This is a genomic window from Nitrospira sp. (assembly GCA_029194535.1).
GTDB lineage: Bacteria > Nitrospirota > Nitrospiria > Nitrospirales > Nitrospiraceae > Nitrospira_C.
The window spans coordinates 1,761,688-1,786,660 of the sequence record JARFXR010000001.1; the positions used below are offsets into that span (position 1 = coordinate 1,761,688).

Genomic DNA, 24,973 nt, shown 5'->3' on the forward strand with positions numbered 1-24,973 from the left:
GATTGTCGCACATTCGGATGCGTGGTTGTCGAGCACGAGGGGCGCCGGTCAGCGCCGCTCTCTATCCCGCTCTCGCTTGTAGTTCCCTCCACTTCATCTCCGATACTGTTGCACCGCCTCCATTTCACCGATCCAGCGGGCCCGATCGTCTAGGCTCATCAAGAGCGAATACATCCGAAAGACGACAATCGCCCCCTCACACAACACCCGCCAGATCAGATTCCCTACCAACAAGAGGAGAACCCCGCCCGCCCGAACCCACAGGTCTTCGACGGAGGCAGTGGCAAAGAGGTACGGAAAGGCGATGGCCACCGCCGCCACTGTCACGATGATGGTGATTCCAAGAACATAGGAGATTTGGATCCAAAATGGCGTGACCATCTGCCTGAACCCAAAGTAATTCCCGACCGAGCCGGCACCGGGCGGCTTGGACCTGGTGCGTGTCGCAAAATGCAGGTTGCAATACCTGCAGAATCTCGCTTCCTTCGCGTTATCCATCATACAGTCAGGACATTTCATAAAAACCTCCGAGGCTGAAGGTGGCATGTTCATCCATTCGATACAATCAAGCTCGCACGTACTCCGTCCAGAGGCAGCGAGCCTTGGCCGTGTCCCAACGCGCGTCGAGAGTCGTGCTCTGTGGTGAAGAGACACAAAACAGCAAACCTCATGCCGTTCATCCGCCGGCGAATTGGTTCGCAAGTTCTTGAAACTTGAATGGACGGTGTTTCGGCGCCCTGTAGGGGTGTATTCAGAAAAATACGCGCCTCGGCTTGCGCACGACGTCCGCACACGACGCACGACCACATCGTACGAGTCGCTAAGAAGCTCGCTGAGCGGCACCAGGCCGACCAAAAGCGAATGGGCAACGAGTTGTGAGATTGGTCCCCGTGTCTGCTGAGTTGTATAGGTCAGGACCTCATCGGACAGACAGTGAGGGCTCACCAGGCTCAGGCCGCTAGCCTTTTCTCCTTCGCCAGATAACAACCATCAGTGATTCTGATGGCCAGCCGACCCACTTCCGTCCCTCCCGGAGCGTTGACTTACTTCCCCCCTCGGGAATAGGCTTAATGCCGTGCCATGTCCGGTCGAGCGCACATTGTTCGGACAGGAGGGGTGCCATATTGACTTCCACAGGCGAACAGGTTTCCACAACCAGAGTGATTCCGAAGAAGATTCTTATCGTCGTGGAAGACTCGGATCAGGCTACTCAGGCCGCGACATACGTGGGATCCTTGCTGCGCGACACCCACGACATCAGCGTGACTCTGTTTCATGTGTTGAAGCCCATGCCTCGTGAGTTGATGGAGCACGGCGGCTCCGAGGATCCGAAGATTGAGGACCGTCTCGAAGCGCAGTTGCGGAAAGACCAGGAGGAGTGGGTGCGGACCGAGTCAGCCATCGAATATCCCATCCTCCAGAAAGCGCTGGGGCCGCTCGGACAGGCGGGGTTTCCTCTTGATCGCGTGACGCTCAAGTTCGGCCATGAACGTGATATTGCAGACACCATTATCGATGAGGGCAAGTCCGGAGGGTATGGCACCATTGTGGTCACTCGTCATGGGACTGCAAGCACCAGGCGGTTCCTCGGTAACAGTATCGTCGATCGCTTGCTGCGGGAAATGACTGGAGTCGCTATCTGGGTGTTGGGATAAGTCGAACGACCTGCCAGGGAGTATCTTCCCCATGGACGTCACAAACTCTAGGGTGTTGATCCAAGGATTTTTTTAAGAGGCCCAGATCACACTCCTTCGGCAGCTCACCTTCTTTGTCTGAGCCACTCCCGGACATTCTTTTCCGCGGACAATCGGTATTATAATGTGCCGGCAAGCGGGATAGGACACCAGTGAGGACGTATGGACCGCACGGTCATGATGATGCTGTCCCGAACTGCTGATGGCGCCATGCTGGTGAATGAAGACGGCAAGGTGATCTTCTGGAACAAGGCTGCCGAGCGCTTATTGGGATTTCGCGCTCAGGACGTGATCGGGCGTCCTTGCCGCGAGGTTCTGTGTGGCGACACATTGGGCGGCCAACCGCTGTGCTCGCCCTCCTGCGCGATCGGCAGCAAGCTGGCCGGCGGTGTTGGGGTGCGCAACCACGATATGCAAACTCACACGAAATCCGGCCGTGTCGTCTGGATCAATATCAGTTCGCTTCCCGTTCCTTCTCGGAAAAAGCACAGGTTTCTGGCTATGCATCTCTTTCGCGACATCACGAAACAGCTCAAGATGGCGCGGCTGGCCGACGATCTCCACGCCCTGCTGTCGATCCCTGGAGGGAAACCGGTCTCTGAAACCACACGGAGACGGTCGACTCCAAAGGAGACCGGCGAGCTTCCAACCATTTCCAGCACCCTGCCCTTGAGTCTTCGAGAAAAAGAAGTGCTGCGCCTGCTGGCCGCAGGGAAGACTGCGAAAGACATCGCCGACATGCTGTATATCAGCGCCGTAACGGTACGGAATCATATCCAGCATATTCTCGAAAAGCTCGGAGCGCATAGCCGCCTCCAGGCCCTCGCCCTCGCATTTCCTCCTGGTGGATTTTCTCCTCAGAAGTAGGCCCCGGATGGGGTGAGAGCCGTTCTCCGTCAGCGAGGTTCGGACCTCTCTCCATCAGCGATTCGACTATCTCGGCACGCCTCCCGCTCAGCTCGTTGTTTCAGCGGCGTTGAAGCGAATCCCACGGCTCGCCCTGGTGAGACTAACCCACCGCCAAAATGATGCATCCAACTCATTGTTCGAGGGTGTCGGGGGGAGTAACGTTCAACTAGGGAAATGCAAGCAGGGAAATGGATGGCGCACTGGACATTGCTGAGGGTAACGCAGCAGATGGCGTGATGAAAACGGTACGCGCAGGACTTGAGCGGAGGACTCGATGTGGGCCGTAGGCGACATGAGGCGGCGCTGGCCCAGCGTTTCGCGTGGCTTCGGGCAGGACCATGACGGGCCATTGCATACGAGTTCATACGAGGCGGGGGGAAGTCGCGCTCACGATGATGAGTCTGCTCATGCAGCATGTCATGTGGTGAGACCTGCACCCAGCCGTAAAAGGGAAGTGCTTCATCACCGAGTGCCGAGGCGGGTAACCGGGCAGTTGACATCGAATCGATGATCGCGCCGTTCTGCCGAATCCGGAAGGCCTAACATGATGAGCAGCAGGAAGCGGTCCCACCGTGTGAGTGCGCTGGCGACCGCAGCCTTGATCGGTGCGCTGATTTACTGGATTCCGGTCGGGGCTGCGGAGTTTCACTTTGTGGTGCAAGACCTCGGAGACAAGCGGGCCCTATGGGTGCCGCAGGAGGTGGTGATTCACCGCAGCACCGAAATGCAGGACGGGTTGGCGTTCATTCTGGAGAACCCGACGGATCGTACCCATGCGTTTGCGGCCTACGGACTGTTCGAGGAGGCGGTGAGTGCGGGCGGGGAAGTCGTCAGGAAGCCGTTACGGGTCAATGTGACGTCGGACGATACGGTCCGAGTAGAGATAGGCACGGCGCAATTTGAGCGACGCACGGATGAGGCAAGCGAAGAGTTTCCATTCTTCTGTCCCCTTCACAAGGGAGATGCCCACGCGGGGGGGATGATCCGCGTGGTGCCGTAGGTTCGATCAGTGTGAAGCCGGATGGACGATGACACAAGAGATGAGCAGCATGATGAGAAGTCACTGCCGAATGTCGAAATCAGTAATCGGTCTGCTCCTGTTGATCGCGATGAGCGGTGCGACGCCTCCAACGGGTCTCGGTGGAGAGTTCCACTTTGTCATCCAGGATCTGGAAAGCGATGCGGCAGCCTGGTCTCCGCGCGAGGTGGTCATTCACAAGCGCAGCGATCTCGATGGAGGATTGATCTTTGTCTTGGAGAATCCGACGTCGCGTACCCATGTGTTTGAAGCTCCAGGTCTGTTCGAGCAGATTATGGAGGGAGCCGAGGCTCCGACCGTGAAACCGCTACGGGTCTATGTCGCGCCAGAGGAAACCGTACGGGTTCACGTGAGCACAGAACAGCTGAGGGGCGAGCCGGAACCGGATGTGTCGGGCACTCAAACTTGCCCGTTCTTCTGTCCGTTGCACGGGGCTGAGCAGGCGTTGCGGAGCACAATTCGGGTGGTGCCCTGACGTAGAGCGAACAGGGGGAAACCATGAACCAGATTATTCGCTTCCGACAGGCGATCGTGCTGGTGCTGTGTGTACTGATCGTGGCGTCGATTCCATGCGCCGCCACCGCCAGGAATGGTATCCCAGAGAATTGGGTGGATCGTCCTCACGATGTCACCTGGAGAGTCGCCACCTTGGTCGCCATGTACAGCGGCTCCGACGGCTGGGAGCAGCAATTAACGGGATTCGTTATTGTGCAAGAAGGGCTCGCCTCGGCCAAAGGCGAGGCGGGCTCGTTCGATCCCTATGTCGGCCAGATCCTTCTTGTTCGGAGCCTCTACGATCGCGGCGATTGGAGAGGGACGTACGCGGCTATGAACCGTTTCATGGATCTACTGGAGGTCCGCGAGGGAGGCATCCCGGCCAAGGCCGCCGATGCGACGTGGGAATTCTGCTATGAAGTCACCCCGCCCGCCTTACACGACGTGAAGCGGCATAAACAATGGTGGGACAAGACCGTAGATTGGGAAAAGTTCTTCTGGGAGGAATGAACGAACTGGATACCTCGTTCCCCCTCCCGCCCTCCCTTGCCCACACTGACGACAGATCCACGGACTAACCCTTCCCTCCTCCGGGTGCCTTCTTTTCAAGCACATGTTGCCACATGAAACCGATTTGAAAGGCGTAGAGGGCCATGGTGAGGGACAACCCCCCTCCTCCTTGCTGCACGTACATCGGCCCCCAGAACGCTGAAAACGCGATCGGCGAGACGAGCAGCGGGCGGACGATCCTTCCCCTGGTCGGCTGCAACATTCCGTCGGTGTCGATTTGGTCCCAGACGGCTTTGGCCATCATTCCCATCAGCATGACCGCAAACAGCACCAAGGCGGAGATTGTCCCGACGGTCATTTGGAAGTTGAGGATCGGAAGCGCGACTAAATAGTCCATATCCACTACCGGAGGTTTGGGGAGGGCGACCTCGCTCTCATCGCGCGCTGTCGCGGGCGGGGGCAGGGTGTCTCCTTGGGCGTAGGCCGCTGACGCAAGCAGAGCGAGTGGATCGGTGACGGGCGGGGTGTCCGGGAAGTGCCGGCTGGTCGCATGCGGCGCCGTATCTCCACCGACATAGCTGCCCTCGTCCTTATTCTTCGTCCCTCCCCAGACCCAGCCGGTGCGAATCTGCCTCGCAGCGTCGAGGTACCGGACCCAAAACCAGATCTGAATGACCCCGATCTCTTCCCGTTTGAGAATATCCAAGCAGCTGTTCGGTGGCAGGATTCCCTGCGTTTCGCCCAGGACCCAATTTCCCTTGACGAAAGAGTATTCCGGCGCCTTCGCACGAACATACATGGACGTCAGGGTGTAGGCGCGTGGCGCGAAGCTGGCCGCTGCATTGTCCAGACTCTTGCAATCCGGCGCCGAAGCGACGGGAAGTACAGGAGAGACCGAGCCGGCCCAGACGGTGGGAGCCACAGGCCGGACTCCCAACAGAACCAGCAGAGACACCCCGCACAGCGTACCAGCCGCTCGCATCATGAGGTCCTCCCTTCGAGGCCGCGACACAGGACTTGCCATCGAGTCGCCCTCCGTACGCTACGCCGAGTGGCAGATCTCGTCAATGGCTCGCGGACATGCCGGGGTGTCATCCTTACGGCGAGTTTCTCGACGTCGCCTCGTTGGCGGTTTTGGCAAAGACCTTTGGCGGTGTTCCCCCTCCGGTGCCTGCCGCCTTGGATTTCGTTCGACTGGAGAGCGTCGTCGTGCAATTTGACAGCCTTTTTCATAGGTCTCCCGGTTTGTTCCTCGCCGCCACTCGCCATTCTCGCTCATCCTCCTGATAAGAGAGCCAGACGCGCGGATAAGACGCCGGCAGGTCTATTCCGTATAGTGAGGGCAGACAGGACGCGGTAGTCGGCATCATCAGGAGGAAGATCATGACTAAACGTTCTCACACAACGTACCAGCAGACCGTGACAGTGAACGATTTGGCAAGTCTCAACAAAACCGCATCTCAAAGGGAGGAAACCATGGCACTAGAAAATGAACGCGACAGAAATCAGGAACCGCTACGTGGCGCCGGCCTGTCTCGCCGGGATTTTCTGATCAAGGGAGGATCCGCTCTGGTCCTTCTGGCGATGATGGATCCTGTGCGCTTCGCGCGAATGGCCGGTGCGGCTGAAGATGGGCAGGTCATCCCGTTCCTGGATCGGCCGCCCGCTCCGCCGGAAGCGGCGGTCAAAGCATACGGGGAGCTGAACCGGATGGATTGGCAGGACCTGAATAACTGGATCACGCCGAACGATCAGTTTTTCAGTGTGAGCCACTACAATCGTCCGGTGATCCGCCCCGAGGAGTACAGACTTGAGATCACCGGACTGGTCCGAAATCCGAAGGTCTACACTTTGGCCGACCTGAAGCGGCGGCCTCGTCAGGAAGTGGTGTTCACCATCGAATGTGCAGGGAACCACGGGTTCGACTGGTTTACGGGCGGCATCGGCACGGCGAAATGGGCCGGGACGCCGCTTGCCCCGCTGCTCCAGGAAGCCGGTCTCAGACCAGAGGGTATCGAAGCGGTCTTCTTTGGAGCCGATGCGGGAGAAGAGGAAGTTCGGAACATCAAGATGAGTCAGCAGTTCAGCCGCAGCCTGTCGGTGCCTGACGCCATGCGTCCCGAAGTGCTCCTCTGCTACGAAATGAACGGCGAACCGCTGCCGCAGGAGCACGGGTTTCCGATTCGGCTCATCGTACCGGGCTGGTACGGCGTGGCGAACGTCAAGTGGTTGTCACAAATAGACGTAACGGACAGGCGGTGGGCCGGCCGGTTCATGACGCGCGACTATGTGACGATTCGTGAGGAGGCGCAACCCGACGGAAGGACGGTCTGGGCGCAAAAAGTCGTGGGACCGGCGCGCCTCAAGTCTTTGACGGCGCGGGTCGTCTCGCGAGGCGGCCGTTATCAGATCGAAGGCGCGGCCTGGGGAGGACCAATCGAACGAATCGAGGTCCGCGTGGATGACGGACCCTGGAGACCGGCGACCATCACCCGCGGCAAGGAGCAGCGCTTTGCGTGGAAATTCTGGACCCTCGACTGGACGGATGCCACGCCGGGCGAGCATACGATCACGTCGCGCGCGGTCGCCACGGGAGGAGGGATACAGCCTGGGGCGGATGACCCGCTGTTGACGAAAAAGCACACCTACTGGGAAAGCAACGGGCAGATCACGAGACGGATCCGGATCGCGTGAAAGGCGGGGATGTCCGAGCCGAAAACGGGGAGGCGGGATGAGCCGGGCCTGATTTCATGAACCCTTCAAAAAGGGGAACTGGTGCACAGGAGTTGTCCGATGGCGAAGCGACAGCACTTCACGAACGAGTTCAAAGTCGAGGCGGTGCGGCTGTGGAAACCCTCACGACGGCTCACGGCTGCGGTAGCGTCCGATCGAGTGAGATAGTTCCTAGTCCAGTGGTAGGGGCGTAGGGAATGCGTAAAACCCTACGCCCCAGAATTTCGAAGCACTGACTCAGGAGGAAACCGCTCTCGTACGCTCTTTTGTAAATTGCGTTCCTTCGTCCAACGTTGTACTTAGTCCCGCTTAATGTCCCTGGCGGCGTCGCGTGCATCGTCCTTGGCATCTCGCTTTTCCCGCCGACATTCTGCATTACTCTTACCCTCTGCTTTCTTGCACTCTTCCTTTGCCTCCCTGGCTGCCTCACGGCCCTCTTGTCGCGTGTCCCGCGCATCTCTCCGGTCATCGTGTCGGTCATCCCGCTTATCTCTCCGCTCCTCACCGCGATCGGTGGCATAGGCCGGCGCCGACGTCCATTGCAGGCCATTCGCGATCACCAGAGCAGACAGGGCAAACGCTGTCGCTACCAAACCTAATCCCCGCACCCAATCGAAGTTCCGTTGGATCATGATCACTCCTTTCGTTATGCAAGTGTGTGGGGAGGGAAGCGTAAGCGCTTAATCTGTGTGAGTCAATAGAAGGAAACTGATGGTCGGCGGTGTCGTTTAGGAAAATTTCTGTCCGGCAAGCAGGGCGAAGGAGCTTGGAAACCGGCCTGTCCTGGGTTCTGGCTCGCGAGAGGAGTAGGGGATAGCGATTCAGCCACCGGCGAAGACAGGACGGAAGCCCGCGTTGGCCAAGATCCTCGCGACGGTGTCACGGTGATCACCTTGAATTTCGATCCGTCCTTCTTTCACGGTGCCTCCTGGGAATGGAAAGTGGGACAGGCTGAGCTAGCCCCACTTTCGTGGACACCTCAAAAAGGGGACAATCACCCGTGGAGGTGTTGTGGCATTCCTTGTCGTCCGTCATCACCGGCGTTCAGTCTTCCACGCCCACGCCGATCACGATGAGAACCGCATAATCCCGCTTCGTGCAGCCCTCGACCGGGGGCATCGTTCCCCCTGGCGCAACCGGAAACGCACTCTTCGGCGCGTTGGCCGGCGAGCATGAAGTATCAACGGCTGCCGGTGTATAGCGCCCGGAGCGGCAGGCCAGATGCGTCACGTCGTAGAGGGTCGCGCCCTTATCGAGCTCCCAGCGCCTGTCGCCATTTTTGTCGGGGGGATGAATGGTCAGCGCAGCCGTCACCTTGCGGTTACCCGTGACCAGGTATGTGCCGGGAGGGAGCGGAAAGGTCGGCTGCTCCATGATCAAGCCGTGTTCCTCCAGCCACCAGTCCGCACCGTCGAATTTCCAGCGCGCCGGGGCGATTCCACCTGCATCCTTCAACCGTTGATAGTTCTTCAACTCGACGCCCCGGGGACCCGGGTCCAGAGGCCACAGCCCCCACGATTGCGCGCCTCTCCCGGAGGTCGCACCTGGATCGCCTAACGCCGCGATGAACTGCGTTGATTTGCGTTGGAACTTCGTCTGACCTCCGCCTGCGGCGTGGGCTTGGCTTCGCATCAGATTGAATGAGAGGAGTACGAACGAACCGACCAGGCAGAGAACCAGGATGAGCGCTTTTCTTGTCATCATTGCTCCTGCGTGTCGTCGCGGAGTGTACGCGTGGTCTCACATCAGGGCATGAACGCTTTGCAGGGAGTCTAATTCTAGGCTCCATGGCGTCGGATTCGCAACAGGGAGGCGGCGCCCCCACGCGACTCAGGCATGGCCAGGCCGCCGCAGATTTCTCGGAGCGAGTGCGCGCTGCCCATCTGACAGAACAGCATGGCTACCGAGTGATCCCTGCAGCTGAACTCTTTGGCGACTTGCTCGGCGGCAGGCTACCGCGCGACGCGCGCGAAGTCCGCGCGATCAATCAGGACCAGGATTTGTGCAATGGAACCGGCAACGACTCCCATGAAATACGTCCGGTCTGTGGACGCGCACGACCTTGCCACTAATTTCTCTCATTCGGGCACGAGGCGGTCGCGCTGTCCATGAGGCAGATTCTTCCGGATCACCTCTTGAGCCTGCGCCTCTGCCTCTTGCAGCTCGTCCTCAAAGAGATCTGTGTGATATTCCTCGGAAGCGGTCTCCGTGAGCGAGGTCCACATGGATTGTCCGATCTCGCGGATATCGATCCGAGTCACCGTCGAAAGGCCGGGCCGAATCGGTTGCGCCAGGAGTTCTTCTTTGGGAAGGGCGATCCGGACCGGGACCCGTTGCACGATATGGATGAAATTCCCCGTGGCATTGTCGGGCGGCAGGGTCGCGAAGACGCTGCCGGCTCCTGGGACCAGCCCCTCCACGGTGCCATGATAAATGTACTGCCTTCCATACATATCGACTGAGATTAAGGCCTGCTGACCGGGGCGAACATGGGCCAGTTCCGTCTCCCGCAGGTTGGCCTCCACCCAGAGGTGCTCCAACGAAACCACCGTCATTAAGGTGAAGCCCGGTGCAACACGATCCCCGACTTGGCCTTTTCGCTTGGCCACAGAGCCTGAGACCGGAGCACGGATTTGCTGCCGGCTGTAATAGAGGTGCGCCTCAATGAATTCATGCTTGGCCAACTCGACGGCCGGATGCTCCATGACCGTGGTGCTCCCGACCTGCACCTCAATTGTGTCGGCCTCGGCTTGCGATTCCCGCACCTCCGCTTCCAGCGCTCGCAACTCATCTTCCGCATTTTGAACGATTTGCTTGGCGACCCCGCCATGGGGCGACACGTGCCGGTAACGATCCATATCGTGGCGAACGATGTCCAGACGGGCGCGGCGGGCCTCCAGTCTTTCCGTGAGCTGAAGCTTGGTGATAAAGAGGGCCGCAATGCGCCGCACCGTCTCCCCAAGATGGCCTCTCGCCTGCCCGAGTTTCGCAGCCGCTTCGTTGGCCTCCAATGTCATCACCAAATCGCCCTTGTTGACGAATTGCGTCTCTTCGGCGAGTACGTTGGTAATGATCCCGGAGACCTGAGCGGTGACCGGCACCAAATTGCCGGCGACAAACGCGTTGTGGGTTTCCACCCGGAACCGACCCACCATCCACCAATGGACTCCGTAAGAAACCATCATCAGGGAAAAGACGAGTCCCCAGAGCAGGAGCCATCGATTGCGGCGCGCGCGGGTCGGATCGGACGGAATCGTTTGTTCTTCACTGGTCATAGGTCTTCCGGTCTACCTTGACATCGTGGTTCTGATAGCCGCCCCCCAAGGCCTCGATGAGGTCCACCATCGCGACCAGTTGGTCGCTTTCGAGAATCCTCAGAGCGTATTCCTGCTCGATCACGGGATGGTGGTGCTTCAACAGGTCGCGGTTGTCGTCCAGGCCGCCGACGAGACGAACCTTGGTCAAGCGCCAATCCCTACCGGCCGACGCCAGGAGTCGTTGATGGGCGGCCACGATATCCCGCGCTGCCTGCCAGGCGCTCAAACTGGCGGCCACTTCGCGCATCGCGTCCAACAGTGTTTGGTTGTACAAGTCAACCGCCCCTTCATACTCGGCACGCCGCGCCGCCAACTCGCCGCGCAATCGTCCCCCTTCAAACCACGGTAGGCGGAGGCCCGGCGCGATGCCATAAGCGAAGCTCTGTCCTGAAAAGAGCAGATTAGCCAGTTGATTCGCACCTTTCGTGAACACCACCGCATTGAAGCCGACGAAGCCGGTCAGGTCGATGCTGGGCAAGAACTGAGTCCTGGCCACTTTCTCCCGTTGTGCCGCCGCCTGCGCTCGATAGAGGCTCGCCGCGAGATCGGGCCGATGCGCCAGCAATCCGATCGGCAGATGCTCGGGCAACGGAATCCCGACTCGAATCGCCGTCGTTGGGATGATCAGCCGTCGGACGGCATCCGGGCCGGCGCCGCTGAGTCGGCCCAACAGGTACCGGTGTACATCGAATTGATCACGAACGCCGGCCGCCCGCTTGTTGGCCGCCTCCAGGTCTACCTCCGCTTGCTGCACCGCCAGCTCATCGTCCAGGCCGAATCGGAATCGAATCTCGACCAGCCGCAGCAGGTCTTGACGGATGCGGACCATCTCTCCGGCCAGATCCAACTGCTGCTGGAAAGCCAGGGCGCGGAAATAGGCCCGGGCCACAGCGGCGGTCAGGCGGAGCCGCACCTCAGCTCGTTCAGCCTCCTCGGCGGCGGCTTGTCCCAGCGCCGCATGCAACAAGGCGCGGTTCTTTCCCCAAAAATCGAACTCGTATCGAAAGCTCAGGGGATTGATAATGCCCAACAGCACGTTCGCGCCTGAGATCGTTCCATGGCTGAGTGCATCGAAGACCCCGTGTTGCGAGATCCGTTCATTCGTCAGCGACGCGTCGGCGTCTAAAAACGGCAGCAACCGCGCCCCCTCGACACGTACGATGCTTTGAGCCTCCCGCAACCGCGCAGTTGCAATGTGGAGGTTGGGATTGTCCCTAAGCGCCACCGTCATGATGTGATTCAGCTCCGGGCTGCCGAACTGTTCCCACCATTGTTCGTCCGGCCAATGGGCCAACCGATCCTTGACTTCCGCGAGCGTTTCCGCCATCCGTGGAGGTTCCAGAAATTCTGTCTGATGTTCCCGCGGCGGAATCCAGGCGCAACTACTCCAGAACAGCAAGCACACCGAAATGGAAACGAACGCTGTCCGGAGAATGTGGTGATTCATACTTCTTCCATGAGCTCTTCTGCCTGGCGCCCGCGCCAGTCGTCGCGACCAGTTGTGCCGCCCAAGCGCGTCGGAGCCGCGCACCAAACCAGGGCCGTCAACGTCAGAAAAACATATGCGGAGAACAGGAACGCATCGTTCATGGACAAGATGGCGGATTGTTGCTTGATCAATCCGACGAGCTTCGCTGGAAGCGTCGTCTGATCAAATCCCGTCTCTCGCAGAGCCGCCGCGGCCTCGTGGAGGGGGTCAAAGGACGCCGACACGCGTCCGCCGAAATGATCCGCTAAATGAAGCTGGTGAAACGGCGTACGACGAAACACGACGACCCCTTGCCCGCTGATGCCCAATCCCCCTGCCGCAATACGGAATAGAGTCGCGGTTTCCGCCCCTTGGAGAACCTGCTCTTCCGGTACACCATGAAGCGTAAGCATATTCAACGGGATGAAGAACGAACCAAGAAATAGTCCTTCCACCACCATCGGCCAGAACAACTGATCGAAGGAATGGGACTCGTCGAACAGACCCAGCCAATAGAACGTCCCGGCAAAGCCGAGACAGGTCACGGAGGCGAATATTCGCGCGTCGAATCCATGCGAGACGGAGTAGATGTGCGTCAGGACCAGCATCGGTATCCCGAGGAGCATCATCGAGAAGAACTCCTTGCCGGCGAGCCAGGCCGAATAGTCCAGCAAGATTTGCAATTGGACGACGAACATCGAGAGCAGGCCCTGAAAGCAAAAGAAGCCCGCACAGAGGACCAACGTCCCGATCGCAAAGTTTCGTCGCCGGAACAGATGGAGATCGACCGCTGGGAACGGCGTTCCGAGCTCCCAGATGATGAAGACCGGAATTGCCGCGACCACGATCGCCAAGACGGTCGCCAGGAAGGGAGAATCGAACCAATCGAAATCATTCCCCTGGTTGAGAATCGTTTGAATCCCGACGAGCACGACGCCCAACAGGAGGAATCCCACGACATCAAACGGTGTTTCGCGAGCCTCGTACAAGCGCCCGTACAGCAGGGCGCCCACGATCGCCGCGACGACCAGCCCCGCAACGGCGTCGAGCTGAAACAAGGACCGCCATCCGAGCTCGTCCGCAATCCAACCGCCCAATCCAAGGCCGATAGTGAACGGCAGCAGGGCAAAGAATCCCCAGACTCCCAAGCCGACCGATTTGAGTCGGTCGGGATATTCTTCCAGGAACAGCGACTGCCCGAGCGGCAGAGTGAGGCCGCCCGCGAATCCCAAGACCATCCGGCCTGGCAAAAAGAGCCGGAGGCTCTCGCTCAGGGCGCAGGCCAGGGACGCGTCCGCGAACACGATGAAAGCGACGACATAGGCCCGGAGGTCCCCGTACCGTTGCGCGAGCCATCGCGCGGGCGGGAATCCCAACGCTAGCGCGATCATGAAATCCGTGGTGGCCCAGGACGCGAAGCTGGTCGAAACACCTTCAAGATCCCCCGCCGTATGGGGCGACAAGGCGGTGTAGGCTCCGGCATTGAACAGCACCACCATATGCCCCGACCCCAGCATCATGTTGAAGACAGTGAACCGCCACCCTCGTAAGCGCTCGCGTCCTTGAAGAGTCATGGATTCCTCTTCCATCGGTCTATCTTCATCCGATATGGCGATGCTGCGGACGCCGCGGCGCCGAGGATGGTGGAGAAGCCTTTCCTCCATCTTGCCCCGCCGTCATCTACGCATGACATCTCAAGATGCAGGATCATGAGCAAGCTCATGCTTCATGACTTCCTCCATGAGGAGATGAAGATGCTCGTTCATGAGATTCACATCGGCCTCCAGGAGATCCAACATGGAGGCGCGGGCGCGCAGGTCTTCGATCTCATAAGTTCCTCCCGAGCCGAACAGGAGCGCAATCCGTTGCTGCTCCTCATCCGACCCCGGCGTGCCGAGCCGGCCGTCCTCGTACCATCGCGAGATCAGCGTCTCCCGAAACGATCGACCTTCGGGATCGTCGGCGAACGGCCGGTTCAGAAACCGCCAGACCGAAGCGGGCATCAACGCGGACTGATCGGGACCTTCCCAGACCTCCTTCAACAGATTACGGGAATGCCGGAATTCATGTTCCCCTCCGGTGAAGGCCGCCGCCACACCGAACACGGTGGCAATCGTGCCGCCGAAAATGTCGCTCGCGGCGACCGCGGTTTCCTGTAATGCGAGCCCGAAGGCGCCGGCCAAGATGCCCACCGCTGCATCTCCGACGATCGCGATCAACGTCCGATATCGGATCTTTTGGTCACGGACTTCCTGCAGACGATCCGCCAACTGGTCGGCCCGTTCCTCTTCGCAGTCGACTTCCGCCGCCGTGCGGGCGACTTCGAGAATGGCCATGACGATGCGATCGGACAGTTGCTGGCGCACCCGAAGGAGCCGGACCGCGGCCCCTTCCGCATTCCGGGCGTCCTCCTCCGTCAGCCTCGGAAGCTGCGCCACGAGATTTCTGGCTCCGATGGTCTCGGCGATGTCCAAGGCCTGAGGAGAAAATCCGCTTGGCTCAAGCAACGTGGCCTCGTTGAGGATCTTAGACATGGTGCGGTCCACCGCATCGCGGACGATGGCTCGGCCCGTCGTCGCTTGAGACACCTGAGGCGGATCGCAGCGACGTTCGCTGGCGGCCAGTTTCATGAGGGTGTCCGGGGATTGATCTCGATGAGCCGCACATCCGGCCAAAAAGCACAGAATACCCACGAAGGCGAACATTCCCTTCGCAAGTCTTTCATGCCACCCTTCAAGCACATCGTTGGTTTGGGCATCGTCGGATGAATCGACCAGGAATTGACTCGTTCCGACCCGGTCCCGTCGCATAAATCTCCCGCACTTCTTAATCAGTTCTTCGTGTCTACGATTCATGAGATATCCTATAGTTTGGTCGCGGCGGCTGGATGAAGAGGAGCAGAACGACGGCGAGCATCTGTGCACCAAGGGAAAATGCCACGAGCATCGGTACCGACAGATCGTACAGCCATCCCATGGTCGCGCTCCCCAAGAACCAGAAGATACCGAATCCGGTATTGAACACACCGTAGGCGGAACCGCGTCGGTCCGCCGACACCATGCCGGCTATCGCGGCCCTCATGATCGAGTCCTGAGCGCCCATGCCGATCCCCCACAGCACCATGCCCGTCGAAGACCATACCCGATCAGTTCGCCGAATCCTGCAACCGTTCCCACAATGGTGCCGCTCGCTCCGAGGAGCGCCAGATAGGGACCGGTAATGCTTCGGGCCGCTTCGTAGGTCATGTCTGCAAACAGGCTGACGATCCCGATGAGGACGACAAACTTCAAACCGGCGGCCGGAGACGTGGCCGTCAGAAGATTGATGCGCAGCGCACGCTCCCTTGCGCCATCCATGATTCCTTTCTCGAGAAAGGCCATGTTCGGGCTCCTTTCCCCGCGAACCGAGTCGCAGCACGCGCATTCAACTGCCGGCGATTAATAGCGTGCCAGCGGATTTTCAAAGCAGGCGGTCTCTCCCATTTCGGCTTCGATCTCCAGCAAGCGGTTATACTTCGCGATGCGCTCGGAACGACAAGCCGATCCCGCCTTGATTTGTCCGCTGCCCATTGCCACGGCGAAGTCGGCCAGGAACGAATCCTCGGTCTCGCCTGATCGATGTGAGACGACGACATTCCACCCGGCCTTTCGACAAAGCGCCACCGCTTCCACGGCCTCCGTCACCGTCCCGATTTGATTGAGCTTGATCAGCGCTGCAGTGGTGGTTCGTTCCTGAATACCCCGCGCAAGAAAGCGCGTGTTGGTCACATAGATGTCATCGCCGACGATCTGGAGACGATTCCCGAGCGCCGCAGTCTGGACGCGGAAGCCGTCCCAGTCGGTCTCTGCGAGCCCATCTTCGATGGAGACGATGGGATACCGTGCGATCCATTGTTCGTAAAGCGCCGTCATCTCGGCGCTCGTCCTCGCCCCGCTTCCGGACTTCGACAGAACATAGTGTGATCCATCGAAAAAGGAGCTCGCGGCCGGGTCCAATGCGATCGCGACGTCCCGTCCTGGCCTGTAGCCGGCGGACTCGATCGACTCGACGATTAGCTCGCAGGCTTCGTCATGACCCCCGAGCGCCGGCGCAAAGCCACCCTCGTCGCCGACGGCAGTTGAATATCCCTTCGTCTTCAACGTTCGCTTGAGAGCGTGGAAGGTCTCCGTACCGTATCGCAGGGCCTCAGCAAAGGTAGGCGCTCCGACCGGCATGACCATGAACTCCTGGAAATCGAGGGTATTATCGGCATGCCGCCCTCCGTTGAGTATGTTCATCATCGGAACCGGCAGCGGTCCTGGTTTCTGGCCGGATAGATACAGGTACAGCGGCAGACCCGTAGCCTCCGAACCGGCCCTGGCGACCGCCATCGATACCCCGAGCGTCGCATTAGCCCCGAGGTTGGATTTCGCCTGCGTACCGTCCAATTCTTGAAGTAAATGGTCGATATCGGCTTGACTGGTCGGGTCGCGGCCGATGAGGTGTGGGGCAATCCGCTCATTGACATGCGCAACCGCCCTGAGCACGCCCTTACCTCCGTACCGCGCCATATCTCCGTCTCTGAGTTCGACCGCTTCGTGCAGTCCTGTGGATGCCCCTGAAGGGACCGAGGCGGTCAGGACTCTACCGCTGTTCAGCCCGATGATGACCCGAAGGGTCGGAGTCCCGCGGGAGTCGAGTATCTCCAGCGCGTGGACACTCTTGATGCGATTTCTCATGACCGCTCCTTCCTTCGCGACAGGCACCCACCCGCCAGCAAGTCGATCCATGTGGTGGCGTGCGGATCCATCAGATTGCCCAGATTGCCGGCGGCGATCCCGACGCAAATCTCAAACAGCGCCACCGGCCCGCCGAGCCGGACCGACAGAAGCGAAACTACCAGGGCCATGCCGATCCATAGTAGTGCTGCGGCCTGCGAGGTTAGTTCCGTCTTCCGTCTCCAATTCGATCTCGCTGATGCGGGCGTTCGGGAACTGGGTCAGCACGATACGAACGGCTTCCTGCATGCCTACGACGGGGGTTCGCTCTTCTCCGAAACCGACCCCAAACATGCCGATGCCAAAGAGAATCAATATCGCCGCTAAAGTAACGGCCAGTATGACGGTTCTGAGATCCATCATGTCCTCCTTTCTGATCCGTCAAACTCGCATCGGTGCGCTAGAACTACATGGCAGCACCTGGAACTGTGCCCGACGTTATGACATGCGCGAACAGAGGCCTCGCCAGTGGTAACGCGAACTCAGGTGTTAAGGTAGGAGGGGCGGCGAGTAGCGCTGCAGGCCCAATAAAAAACTCCTACCAGATTGTTTCCAGTAGGAGTTATCAGTCCTGCGATGTCGAAGGAGGACGGTTCGCGGTGAACTCCATCACCCTGCTCTATCTTTTCGAAGAATCTTGCTTGATCAGGTCGTCAGGAAAGATGCCTCCCGATTGTGGATCTCCATCCTCGCATAGTGAGTTTGCAGGCAATCCTCGTACCATGTCACTTTACTTGTAAAGCGTCTGGTTACGCACATCCGGGACGAGAACTGTGTCAACTTGCACAGTGCCGGCCGTGCGGAGCCGCTCGATTTTCTTGGAATGCCCTGGCTCGACTTCTTCGCCATACGTATGGTTCGAATTAAGGACGAAATGCTCGCATATCAACAGTGCTGTCATTCGTCTTCTCTCCTTTCTGCGCGATCGGGCGACGGATGCCGGGTAGGAGCACGCACCGAAAATGCGACACAATCAGTAAGGGGGAAAGGTCTATACCCCGACGACTGCATGGGTTTCCGTTGGGGACTACAGCTATCACATCATCAATTGAGGTAATGGTCTGGCTCAAGTGTTTCATGGCGATGCAACTACCAGGCGTTCATCGCGCTACTGGATGACGCATCCCAAAGGACGCCGATGCGTGTGCCGGGATATTGTCTGATCCCAAATCATTTCCATCCCGCCCTGTGGCTCTACCGCGATGGAGATCTGAGTCTCTGGATGCCGTGGCTATTGACGACGCATTTGCGCCGCTATCACCGGTGATATGACTTCAGTGGCCAGATGGACGGGTTATTAGCAAAAGGCTGGGATGGGTAGAGATTTCTCTTGCCTGGTGAGACGTGAACAAAGAAGAAGGCATTGAACAGCAAATCGAGAACCTTTCTCCCGATGATCTCGACGCCCGGCGAAGCATCGAATGGACAATGTCCGTTCTCCGACCATAACTCAAGTGAAGCGCGAAGATCGTATCCGACAGCGTGAAGCTGATGGCTGTATATTGGTTTCGCCACAGCGGGAGGCACGATTTGTATCACGACCCCATCACGAAAGTTTCCCAGTCCGTCTCTTGCCATACCGAGACCAACGAACATCTCGCCAAACGGATCATCAAGATGTTGAAAAAGTCCTAAACTAGGTCGACCCATCACGCGCCGCGAGATGGTTCCGGGTGACGGTTGATCTTCCATCGCCTGAATCCTTTTAGCCCTCCCCCTAGTACCTCATAAGATTCAAGGGCAGCATCGTGTTCGGCATTCTTAATCAATACCTGCTTGATATTGTGGTCTTTCCCGGACGAGCACCCTGGGTATGCCACTTGCTCACTATCTAGCTGTACCGTTGCAAGATGTGAGGAAGCTCTGTGTCACCGATGAGCTTCAGTCTCCTCGTAACCGTGCTGGCGTCATGCTTATCAATGATTGGCTGTGAAGCCAGCACCAGCCGACTCCCAGTGTACGCCCGAACCTCTTCGCACGGCCTCAGCTCGGCTAGTGATCCACCTGAGAGCAATGCGCAGATCAAACAAAAATGGCCAGGCTGGCTCGTTCTCTCGAAGGAAATGAATCGCCACATGGATCGAGTAAGCCTTGAGTTAGAGTTTGGCTTACATGATCAGCATGGCTTGACGGTTCAGAAATCCCCCTCGCTCTACTTCTATCACGACGGGTTAGGCGCCTGGTCCCAGTTCATCTCTGTTCGGTTTATCTTGACAGATGGACGTTCAGGGCAGCCACTGGCTGAACTTCCTTTGCAGCTCTCGGGGTACCCGGGCCTCCAGCGGATTAACCTGGCAGACTATGGCATCGAGCTCAAGTCAGAAACACGCTATCAATGGTCAATATCAGGAATTGTGAACTGGGAATTGGCCTTGTCCAAAGAGATAACAGGACCGATGCTAGGAGCAATGCTAAGGGTCGCAATGGTCGCAGGAGGAGACATTGTACGTATTTCTCCGAAGTACCTGGATGACTATGGTGGGCCGTGTACGCATGACCACGTTCGAGTGCTTAGGAAAGCCGGATTGTGGTACGACGCGTTTGACTGTGCGAATGAACTCATCGAGGCCAGTCCAGATGGCATGGATCTTCGCGACATGAGGGACGAACTTCTTGGGAGGTGTCGTGCCCCCTATGACCGAATGCCACTATTGGGTTGTTGGAACCGTGAATGGAATTGGCTTGAATGAGTTGAGGGAGCTGGAGGAATGGCGGAAAACCTATCCTAAACTGCGGCTCATTTTAGGAGACGTCAGTCGGACACCCTTTGACAGGATCCCGTCGGTAAGCTCGGCACAGACAGGCTCGGCGAGCCGGGAATGTGGATTTGCATGGCTTCACCCCAGCTGACTTTCCGACCCAGCTGTCTCTCCTACATCACGAAGAGAGATCCGTTTCTGACACTGGAGCCGGTGTTGCACGTTCTCCCGGATGGTGAGCATGAGTACGAACGGCCGCGCGCCGCGAACGGGTTCCTGACATCCCTTGTGCCCGATTGTTTAATCCCTCTGTGAATCATTTTGCTCCGCGTTAGAACCCCTTCGGATTCACCTTAAGACGCCCGTCTGTGTTTCGGTTTCGGAGCGCCATTAAAATCATGAGCTTTTTCAATGAATGGGAAGGCATGACGTTTGCGCATACAGAGGGGAGGGGCGTTGAATGATCGATCCGCCGGCCACAATAGTCTCGAAGCCGGAAGACGTGACTGCCGTGGCAATATCCCTCAAGGTCGAAGAGGAGCTGTCATTGTTTGCTCTGCTTGCAACTGATGGGTCTACTAATCGACTCGGTTTCAGGCCCACAAGGTGGGTGCGATGCTGTTATTCGCGGAGCCCATGGATTATCCTGGCATTGCGAGCCTCTATTTGAAGTTTGAGGATGGTTGTCCACTTGGCGGCGACCTCTTAACGCGTGGCCTTGAGTTCGTTTCACGGCAAAAACAGGCTGGACGCTCGGTTCTGATTGCATGTGGTGCCGGGCAGAGTCGGTCAGTCGTGTTCGCCATCGCGGCCCTAAAACAGGAAGAGGGTTTGAGCATCATTGATGCCTTTCGGACCATTAGTGATCAACATCCAGAAGCGCAACCCCATATGGTGCTATGGGAATCCTTGTGCAAGCATTACGGAGAGGACGTATCGTACTTCACTATGCTGAAGGCACTCGAGTCGAAGGGCTAGCCACCCGCAATTGTGCCTGAACGGAAATGCCCGCCCGGCGCCGGGAAATTTCGAACGTCCCCGTTTTTTCCCCGAGGCCACCTCAATCTGACCCTATCCCTTTATTTGGCCGAGGGATAGTCCTTGAATGCCTTGGCGACTCCCTTGTCGACCGATTCAAAGTTCTTCTCCAGGCTCTCTCCCACGGTTTCGGTGATTACGGCCTGCCACACCCGCTTCTTTTTTTGACGATTCAGCCAGATTCACCACCAAGGTGGCTTCCTGATACTTATCGGCATCCATCATGCCGAATTGCAAGTGTACTAACAGGTCCGGGCGGTCTTCCAAGCCGACTTGCCGAAGCTCTTTGGCGACAAGTTGCTTGTTGACGATTTCCTTGACCCTTGTCCTCAAGGGCGATTTGTCGTCAGTGGCCGCGATCTGTCGCCCTCTATCCGTCATCCCCGAATGGGCAAAGGTATGAAACGAAGAGAAGTCAACGGACTCGTCGAAATTCGTGCGCACCTTGATCTCGTACCGTTTATCCTCGTACATCGCCTTCAGCTTCGAGCAGCCTCCAGCCGCGAGTAGCCCTAGCGCCAATAACAGGATCAGCAATCTGATGTTCACCGTAAGTCTCCTTCCCACTCTGAAGTCTTTTGCAGAAACCACAGGCGCCGAACATATACCAAGTCACTTGTGGGTTAAAAGGGTTAAAAGGGTTAAAAGGGGACAGCCTGAGGTGACCCCGATTTCATGGACACCGAGTTAAGGTAGACGCCTCGCCTCAAACTGCATGGGACTGACATAGCCCAGCGTCTGATGGAGGCGCCGTCGGTTGTAGAACACCTCGATGAATTCAAACACGGCCGCTTGCGCGTCTTCACGGGTATGAAACCGCTGCTCATGCACCAGTTCATTCTTGAGCGTGCTGAAGAAGCTTTCGACCACTGCGTTATCGAAACAGTTGCCCTTGCGACTCATGCTGGCGATCACGCCACGCTGAGCCAACAGGCGTTGGTAGGCCACACTGGTATAGAGCGCCCCCTGATCGGAGTGATGAATGAGCCCGGGTGGCGGACACCGCTGTGCCAGCGCCATGTGCATCGCCTGGAGCGCGACGTGCTGATCGGGCTTGGCACTCATCGCCCAACCGATCACTCGCCGAGAATACAGATCTAAGATCACGGCGAGATATAGCCAGCCGGCGCGGGTCGCGATCGCGGTGAGATCGCCCGCCCAAATGCGATTGCTGGCCGGGGCCACAAAGACCTGCCGGAGTCGGTTCGGCGCGGGCGGGGCAAACTCATGCCGTTCGATCGTCATGCGAAAGCGCCGAATGCGTTGCGCCAGAAGACCGTGTTGCCGCCGCAAGCGCGCCACGCGATGTCGGCCACACCGCACGCCGGCCAGCCGCAACGCCCGCCATACCTTCACAGCACCGTAGCGCGCCTTCGTCTGTCGATGGAGTTCTTGGATCTGCTCGAGCAAACGCGCGTTGGCCGTCGCCCGCGCACTGGCGGGGCGCTGGCGCCAGGCATAGTAGCCGCTTCGGCTGACGCCCAGCGTGCGACACAACCCGGTGAGCCGGTATTCCGTGCGATGCGCCTGAATGAAGCGATATCTCATGGCGACTCCCGCGCAAAGAACATCGCGGCTTTTTTTAAAATGTCGCGCTCCTCACGCAGCCGGGCATTCTCGCGTCGCAAGCGCGTGAGTTCATCGGCGCTGTGCGCGCGGCCGCCTTTGCCAGGGAACGCCGCCTCCCCAAAGTTCTCAATCTCGTGCTGCCATTTATAGAGGTGATTGCGTCGCAGGTCCAATTCTCGCGCGACGGCTGCTGCCGGTCGTCCCGATGACTTCCACAGTCGGACGGCCTCCAGCTTGAACTCTTTCGTGTATTGCTGTCGCTTCCCCATCGGACACCTCCCGGAACCTATTGTCCCCTTTTTGAGGTGTCCACGAAAGTGGGGCTAGCTCAGCCCCTTTTCTTGGCTCCCTTCAAAATGTTCCCCTTCATTGGTGCGCGATATGGCATAGTGTCGTGCGTGACGGTCGTCGGAGCGAGCGATCTATCTATGATGTCGACATCACTGGGCCGTGCTGGTTGTTCATGACTCGGTTACGCGTTCAACGATCGTCTCTAGCCGAGAACCGACTTGCTTCATTGAGCATGCAGCAGTCACGTTTTCTCTCCTCTTTCCGAGCCTTCTACATGCTGATCATGGGAGTGGGTCTCCTCGCAGCCGTCATGGGATGCGTCTCAACAGAAGATCGTGAGCGCATGGCGTTGTCCAAGGAGTTTGACAAATGGCTTGGGCAATATAAAGACCATCGGATCATAGAGAAAGGTCCGCCGGATCGCTGCGTGGGGAAAGGTGGAGGGACCGAAATCTGCGAGTGGCGAGTTGATGGAAGTTCGCTGCGGTATCTGTACGACGCGAACGGTATTGCGCGGAGTTGGAGATATGCGGATCGCCGATTGGGAGAGATGAAGGGAGTACAGGATCCAGCAGCCGCCGCAGAGCAGACTGATGAATATCACGAGACCTTATGGAAAGACGTCAAGGAGACCATTGACGACATACACTTCGCTCCCGCTTCTGGTCGATGACAGGCAACTCGGGCGCCGAACACAACGGGGACCGGCTACTTTTCTGGCGACTCCTAGCCGTGAGGCGCCAGGGACAAGTAGCCTCTCCCTTTTTCTGTTTCAGAGAGATGTCCTGCTCAGGTAGCAGTGTGTTGACAAACTGTGTGATGACCTCGGAAATGAAGTCGTGTCTGGGTCACGGACGCCATCCGCATGCCCTGCTGGCTGTTCAGAAAGGCCGTCCAGCAAGGCCGCAGCGAGGTCCGCGACGCGAAGCATCATGAGCGTCACGTCTGCGGACGGGCGCGAGTTGGTGAGCGCCCAGTGTCTTAAAGGCGAAGCGCATACCATTCTCACCCGCCCGCCCACCGCCCGTCGGAACAGGCGTGTTCCCGGGCCGTACGTTGAGCCTCTGAGCGATGCGAGAACGCCGCTGGCGGACTTTGTCAACAGCCTGCTAGAGAGGAGAAGACCAGAATGAGATTGGGAAGGGCATGGCCTAAGCTGATTCGATGGTTTGCTTGCCTGTGCGCGTTTTCGCTTCTGGGGTCAGCGTGCAAATCAGCGGACCCCCGGAATGCTGATACGACGCCGCCTGCGATCCAATGGGGAGTAGCGAATAGCCGGGTTACGCAAAGTGGTCAGACCGTGCCAGTCCAGGAAGGGCAGAATGTTGTACTGACATTGACCGCCGAGGATCATGACAGCGGCATTTCCTATACGAGCGTGGGAGGTTCAGGACAATACACATGTTTGTCGGGCGGTCTAACAACAAACGTTTCACTCGATAAAGTCGCAGAAGAGCAAAACTGGCTGCCCGATCAGAAGGGCAGGCTCAAGACGACCGCTGTTCAGTCAACGGAAGTGACACTTGGGACACAGAAATGCCCCTCCGGTGCGATCTTTTCAGGGGGAACAATGACATACGCAGGAAAATCAAGGAACGGACAGAGAATGCAAAACGACTCAACGATCATCTTTCGACGGGATCGGTAATAGGACACACCAGCTTCTATCTGGTGATGCGGATACACGCACGTCGAAGCCGGTCTCACTTTTGTCCCGTATCTCATAGCTCAAGGAGAAGCGTATTACGATGACAGCCCGCCGCGGTTTCTGCCGATGGACTTCGTCTCTCGTCGTAATAGCCAGCGTCGTGGTTGCGATCGGGTGTACCGCTGTGCCACGGCGATATATCTGGATGGCGGATACGAGTGTCACGCTGACCACACTGAACTCCGATCTGCCGTCCCACGTGGGAAAGGTCGTGCTCATGGGTGGGACCATTACCGAAGAAGAGCGGACTGACCAGTACGTCTTCTTACACCTCAAGAATCGCCCGCTCGATCAGGATTACAAGCCTCACCGCCCGCCGAGTCTTGATGGGCCGGAAGCCGGAGAATATTGGATCGCGATGCCGCTGAAGCAGCTTCCCCCTAATTATGGAAGCTGGGGACGCGTCACGGTGGCCGGACGAGTGACGGGTGAGCGATTCCTCGCCGATCCGGTGCTGTTCCTACTGTACATGCGAGGCTGGGACGCAAGCGGAAAGCACAATGTCTGGGAGAATATCGACCCTCAGTATGTTCCGTCTGTTCCGCTGTCGGTCCACTAGCAGGCTGTTGACAAAGTCCGCCAGCGGCGTTCTCGCATCGTTCAGAGGCTCAACGTACAGAACGGAGTACGATTCGCCTCTTCGCTCGCTGCGGCCTTGCTGGACGGCCTTTCTGAACAGCCTGCAGGGCATACGGACGGCGTCCGTGACCTCAGACACGACTCCATTTCCGAAGTCATCACACAGC

28 protein-coding genes and 1 riboswitch are annotated in these 24,973 nt (G+C 58.3%); of the genes, 11 read left to right on the forward strand and 17 right to left on the reverse strand.

Translation table 11 applies throughout. From position 1 onward, the window contains the following. Nucleotides 1-93 precede the first annotated feature (93 nt). Nucleotides 94-501: a DUF4282 domain-containing protein gene (locus P0111_08015; GenBank protein MDF0643962.1), complete on the reverse strand. Its 408-nt coding sequence runs from the start codon at nt 499-501 to the stop codon at nt 94-96. 623 nt (nt 502-1,124) lie between these two features. On the opposite strand from P0111_08015, the gene P0111_08020 reads away from it, so the two are divergent. The 5 genes from P0111_08020 (at nt 1,125) to P0111_08040 (ending at nt 4,647) form a co-directional block, all read left to right on the forward strand. After that, nucleotides 1,125-1,655: a universal stress protein gene (locus P0111_08020; protein MDF0643963.1), complete on the forward strand. Its 531-nt coding sequence runs from the start codon at nt 1,125-1,127 to the stop codon at nt 1,653-1,655. Between the two features lie 201 nt (nt 1,656-1,856). After that, nucleotides 1,857-2,561, forward strand: a complete 705-nt coding sequence (locus P0111_08025) for a PAS and helix-turn-helix domain-containing protein (protein MDF0643964.1) — start codon at nt 1,857-1,859, stop codon at nt 2,559-2,561. A gap of 586 nt (nt 2,562-3,147) precedes the next feature. Next, the gene (locus P0111_08030; GenBank protein MDF0643965.1) at nt 3,148-3,603 is read left to right on the forward strand and encodes a hypothetical protein; all 456 of its coding nucleotides are present in this window, start codon (nt 3,148-3,150) and stop codon (nt 3,601-3,603) included. A 70-nt stretch (nt 3,604-3,673) separates the two neighbouring features. Further along, the gene (locus tag P0111_08035; GenBank protein ID MDF0643966.1) at nt 3,674-4,117 is read left to right on the forward strand and encodes a hypothetical protein; all 444 of its coding nucleotides are present in this window, start codon (nt 3,674-3,676) and stop codon (nt 4,115-4,117) included. Between the two features lie 23 nt (nt 4,118-4,140). Next, entirely contained in the window at nt 4,141-4,647 is a 507-nt protein-coding gene (locus tag P0111_08040; protein MDF0643967.1) for a hypothetical protein, read from the forward strand. Between the two features lie 64 nt (nt 4,648-4,711). On the opposite strand, the gene P0111_08045 is transcribed toward P0111_08040, so the two are convergent. Beyond that, on the reverse strand, nt 4,712-5,632 hold the full coding sequence (locus P0111_08045) for a hypothetical protein (protein ID MDF0643968.1): 921 nt from the start codon (nt 5,630-5,632) through the stop codon (nt 4,712-4,714). Nucleotides 5,633-6,123: 491 nt separating this feature from the next. Here P0111_08045 and P0111_08050 point away from each other — a divergent pair, with 491 nt between their 5' ends. Continuing rightward, entirely contained in the window at nt 6,124-7,341 is a 1,218-nt protein-coding gene (locus tag P0111_08050; protein ID MDF0643969.1) for a sulfite oxidase, read from the forward strand. Between the two features lie 338 nt (nt 7,342-7,679). Here P0111_08050 and P0111_08055 read toward each other — a convergent pair whose 3' ends face one another. From P0111_08055 to P0111_08100, 10 genes are all read right to left on the reverse strand, one after another. After that, nucleotides 7,680-8,012 (reverse strand): hypothetical protein, encoded by a 333-nt coding sequence (locus P0111_08055; GenBank protein MDF0643970.1) that lies wholly within the window; start codon nt 8,010-8,012, stop codon nt 7,680-7,682. A 412-nt stretch (nt 8,013-8,424) separates the two neighbouring features. Then, entirely contained in the window at nt 8,425-9,084 is a 660-nt protein-coding gene (locus P0111_08060) for a hypothetical protein (protein ID MDF0643971.1), read from the reverse strand. Between the two features lie 374 nt (nt 9,085-9,458). Further along, a complete protein-coding gene (locus P0111_08065) occupies nt 9,459-10,655 on the reverse strand; it encodes an HlyD family secretion protein (GenBank protein MDF0643972.1) in 1,197 nt (398 codons plus the stop codon). Beyond that, complete coding sequence (locus P0111_08070; GenBank protein ID MDF0643973.1) at nt 10,645-12,144, reverse strand: efflux transporter outer membrane subunit; 1,500 nt, start codon at nt 12,142-12,144, stop codon at nt 10,645-10,647. Before P0111_08070 ends, P0111_08065 begins: the two co-directional genes overlap by 11 nt. Then, nucleotides 12,141-13,739, reverse strand: a complete 1,599-nt coding sequence (locus tag P0111_08075) for a DHA2 family efflux MFS transporter permease subunit (GenBank protein MDF0643974.1) — start codon at nt 13,737-13,739, stop codon at nt 12,141-12,143. Before P0111_08075 ends, P0111_08070 begins: the two co-directional genes overlap by 4 nt. Before the next feature lie 120 nt (nt 13,740-13,859). Beyond that, nucleotides 13,860-15,020 (reverse strand): hypothetical protein, encoded by a 1,161-nt coding sequence (locus P0111_08080; GenBank protein MDF0643975.1) that lies wholly within the window; start codon nt 15,018-15,020, stop codon nt 13,860-13,862. Beyond that, the gene (locus P0111_08085) at nt 15,010-15,246 is read right to left on the reverse strand and encodes a hypothetical protein (GenBank protein MDF0643976.1); all 237 of its coding nucleotides are present in this window, start codon (nt 15,244-15,246) and stop codon (nt 15,010-15,012) included. The genes P0111_08080 and P0111_08085 overlap by 11 nt, the downstream gene beginning before the upstream one ends. Next, nucleotides 15,243-15,545, reverse strand: a complete 303-nt coding sequence (locus P0111_08090; protein MDF0643977.1) for a hypothetical protein — start codon at nt 15,543-15,545, stop codon at nt 15,243-15,245. Before P0111_08090 ends, P0111_08085 begins: the two co-directional genes overlap by 4 nt. 57 nt (nt 15,546-15,602) lie before the next feature. Beyond that, on the reverse strand, nt 15,603-16,883 hold the full coding sequence (gene eno, locus P0111_08095) for a phosphopyruvate hydratase (GenBank protein MDF0643978.1): 1,281 nt from the start codon (nt 16,881-16,883) through the stop codon (nt 15,603-15,605). Further along, nucleotides 16,880-17,053, reverse strand: a complete 174-nt coding sequence (locus tag P0111_08100; protein MDF0643979.1) for a hypothetical protein — start codon at nt 17,051-17,053, stop codon at nt 16,880-16,882. Before P0111_08100 ends, eno begins: the two co-directional genes overlap by 4 nt. On the opposite strand from P0111_08100, the gene P0111_08105 reads away from it, so the two are divergent. Further along, nucleotides 17,052-17,249: a hypothetical protein gene (locus tag P0111_08105; protein ID MDF0643980.1), complete on the forward strand. Its 198-nt coding sequence runs from the start codon at nt 17,052-17,054 to the stop codon at nt 17,247-17,249. The two genes, P0111_08100 and P0111_08105, sit on opposite strands and share 2 nt — an antisense overlap. Before the next feature lie 222 nt (nt 17,250-17,471). Continuing rightward, nucleotides 17,472-17,545, reverse strand: a riboswitch (Fluoride riboswitch). 107 nt (nt 17,546-17,652) lie between these two features. Here P0111_08105 and P0111_08110 read toward each other — a convergent pair. Both P0111_08110 and P0111_08115 read right to left on the reverse strand, forming a co-directional pair. Continuing rightward, entirely contained in the window at nt 17,653-17,823 is a 171-nt protein-coding gene (locus P0111_08110) for a hypothetical protein (GenBank protein MDF0643981.1), read from the reverse strand. 356 nt (nt 17,824-18,179) lie between these two features. Next, nucleotides 18,180-18,614, reverse strand: coding sequence for a hypothetical protein (locus P0111_08115; protein MDF0643982.1), 435 nt, complete (start codon nt 18,612-18,614; stop codon nt 18,180-18,182). Nucleotides 18,615-18,997: 383 nt separating this feature from the next. On the opposite strand from P0111_08115, the gene P0111_08120 reads away from it, so the two are divergent. Further along, complete coding sequence (locus P0111_08120; protein MDF0643983.1) at nt 18,998-19,612, forward strand: DUF928 domain-containing protein; 615 nt, start codon at nt 18,998-19,000, stop codon at nt 19,610-19,612. Nucleotides 19,613-20,236: 624 nt separating this feature from the next. After that, nucleotides 20,237-20,599 carry a dual specificity protein phosphatase family protein gene (locus P0111_08125; protein MDF0643984.1) on the forward strand — a complete coding sequence of 121 codons (363 nt, stop codon included), beginning with the start codon at nt 20,237-20,239 and terminating at the stop codon, nt 20,597-20,599. Nucleotides 20,600-20,755: 156 nt separating this feature from the next. On the opposite strand, the gene P0111_08130 is transcribed toward P0111_08125, so the two are convergent. From P0111_08130 to P0111_08140, 3 genes are all read right to left on the reverse strand, one after another. After that, complete coding sequence (locus tag P0111_08130; protein MDF0643985.1) at nt 20,756-21,208, reverse strand: DUF4136 domain-containing protein; 453 nt, start codon at nt 21,206-21,208, stop codon at nt 20,756-20,758. Between the two features lie 138 nt (nt 21,209-21,346). Next, nucleotides 21,347-22,207 carry an IS3 family transposase gene (locus P0111_08135; GenBank protein MDF0643986.1) on the reverse strand — a complete coding sequence of 287 codons (861 nt, stop codon included), beginning with the start codon at nt 22,205-22,207 and terminating at the stop codon, nt 21,347-21,349. Beyond that, the gene (locus P0111_08140) at nt 22,204-22,497 is read right to left on the reverse strand and encodes a transposase (protein MDF0643987.1); all 294 of its coding nucleotides are present in this window, start codon (nt 22,495-22,497) and stop codon (nt 22,204-22,206) included. Before P0111_08140 ends, P0111_08135 begins: the two co-directional genes overlap by 4 nt. Before the next feature lie 254 nt (nt 22,498-22,751). Between P0111_08140 and P0111_08145 the strand changes: the two genes are divergently transcribed. Beyond that, the gene (locus tag P0111_08145; protein ID MDF0643988.1) at nt 22,752-23,192 is read left to right on the forward strand and encodes a hypothetical protein; all 441 of its coding nucleotides are present in this window, start codon (nt 22,752-22,754) and stop codon (nt 23,190-23,192) included. A 1,075-nt stretch (nt 23,193-24,267) separates the two neighbouring features. Continuing rightward, the gene (locus P0111_08150) at nt 24,268-24,786 is read left to right on the forward strand and encodes a Slp family lipoprotein (GenBank protein MDF0643989.1); all 519 of its coding nucleotides are present in this window, start codon (nt 24,268-24,270) and stop codon (nt 24,784-24,786) included. The last annotated feature ends 187 nt before the right edge of the window (nt 24,787-24,973 follow it).

Bases quoted from the DNA above. Each gene is read 5' to 3' on its own strand.
- P0111_08015 (MDF0643962.1), bottom strand. From the start codon at position 501: ATGATGGATAACGCGAAGGAAGCGAGATTCTGCAGGTATTGCAACCTG.
- P0111_08025 (MDF0643964.1), top strand. From the start codon at position 1,857: ATGGACCGCACGGTCATGATGATGCTGTCCCGAACTGCTGATGGCGCC.
- P0111_08030 (MDF0643965.1), top strand. From the start codon at position 3,148: ATGATGAGCAGCAGGAAGCGGTCCCACCGTGTGAGTGCGCTGGCGACC.
- P0111_08035 (MDF0643966.1), top strand. From the start codon at position 3,674: ATGTCGAAATCAGTAATCGGTCTGCTCCTGTTGATCGCGATGAGCGGT.
- P0111_08040 (MDF0643967.1), top strand. From the start codon at position 4,141: ATGAACCAGATTATTCGCTTCCGACAGGCGATCGTGCTGGTGCTGTGT.
- P0111_08045 (MDF0643968.1), bottom strand. From the start codon at position 5,632: ATGATGCGAGCGGCTGGTACGCTGTGCGGGGTGTCTCTGCTGGTTCTG.
- P0111_08050 (MDF0643969.1), top strand. From the start codon at position 6,124: ATGGCACTAGAAAATGAACGCGACAGAAATCAGGAACCGCTACGTGGC.
- P0111_08055 (MDF0643970.1), bottom strand. From the start codon at position 8,012: ATGATCCAACGGAACTTCGATTGGGTGCGGGGATTAGGTTTGGTAGCG.
- P0111_08060 (MDF0643971.1), bottom strand. From the start codon at position 9,084: ATGATGACAAGAAAAGCGCTCATCCTGGTTCTCTGCCTGGTCGGTTCG.
- P0111_08065 (MDF0643972.1), bottom strand. From the start codon at position 10,655: ATGACCAGTGAAGAACAAACGATTCCGTCCGATCCGACCCGCGCGCGC.
- P0111_08070 (MDF0643973.1), bottom strand. From the start codon at position 12,144: ATGAATCACCACATTCTCCGGACAGCGTTCGTTTCCATTTCGGTGTGC.
- P0111_08075 (MDF0643974.1), bottom strand. From the start codon at position 13,739: ATGACTCTTCAAGGACGCGAGCGCTTACGAGGGTGGCGGTTCACTGTC.
- P0111_08080 (MDF0643975.1), bottom strand. From the start codon at position 15,020: ATGAATCGTAGACACGAAGAACTGATTAAGAAGTGCGGGAGATTTATG.
- P0111_08085 (MDF0643976.1), bottom strand. From the start codon at position 15,246: ATGAGGGCCGCGATAGCCGGCATGGTGTCGGCGGACCGACGCGGTTCC.
- P0111_08090 (MDF0643977.1), bottom strand. From the start codon at position 15,545: ATGGCCTTTCTCGAGAAAGGAATCATGGATGGCGCAAGGGAGCGTGCG.
- eno (MDF0643978.1), bottom strand. From the start codon at position 16,883: ATGAGAAATCGCATCAAGAGTGTCCACGCGCTGGAGATACTCGACTCC.
- P0111_08105 (MDF0643980.1), top strand. From the start codon at position 17,052: ATGCCGATCCATAGTAGTGCTGCGGCCTGCGAGGTTAGTTCCGTCTTC.
- P0111_08100 (MDF0643979.1), bottom strand. From the start codon at position 17,053: ATGGCCCTGGTAGTTTCGCTTCTGTCGGTCCGGCTCGGCGGGCCGGTG.
- P0111_08110 (MDF0643981.1), bottom strand. From the start codon at position 17,823: ATGACAGCACTGTTGATATGCGAGCATTTCGTCCTTAATTCGAACCAT.
- P0111_08115 (MDF0643982.1), bottom strand. From the start codon at position 18,614: ATGGAAGATCAACCGTCACCCGGAACCATCTCGCGGCGCGTGATGGGT.
- P0111_08120 (MDF0643983.1), top strand. From the start codon at position 18,998: ATGGATCGAGTAAGCCTTGAGTTAGAGTTTGGCTTACATGATCAGCAT.
- P0111_08125 (MDF0643984.1), top strand. From the start codon at position 20,237: ATGCTGTTATTCGCGGAGCCCATGGATTATCCTGGCATTGCGAGCCTC.
- P0111_08135 (MDF0643986.1), bottom strand. From the start codon at position 22,207: ATGAGATATCGCTTCATTCAGGCGCATCGCACGGAATACCGGCTCACC.
- P0111_08140 (MDF0643987.1), bottom strand. From the start codon at position 22,497: ATGGGGAAGCGACAGCAATACACGAAAGAGTTCAAGCTGGAGGCCGTC.
- P0111_08145 (MDF0643988.1), top strand. From the start codon at position 22,752: ATGCAGCAGTCACGTTTTCTCTCCTCTTTCCGAGCCTTCTACATGCTG.
- P0111_08150 (MDF0643989.1), top strand. From the start codon at position 24,268: ATGACAGCCCGCCGCGGTTTCTGCCGATGGACTTCGTCTCTCGTCGTA.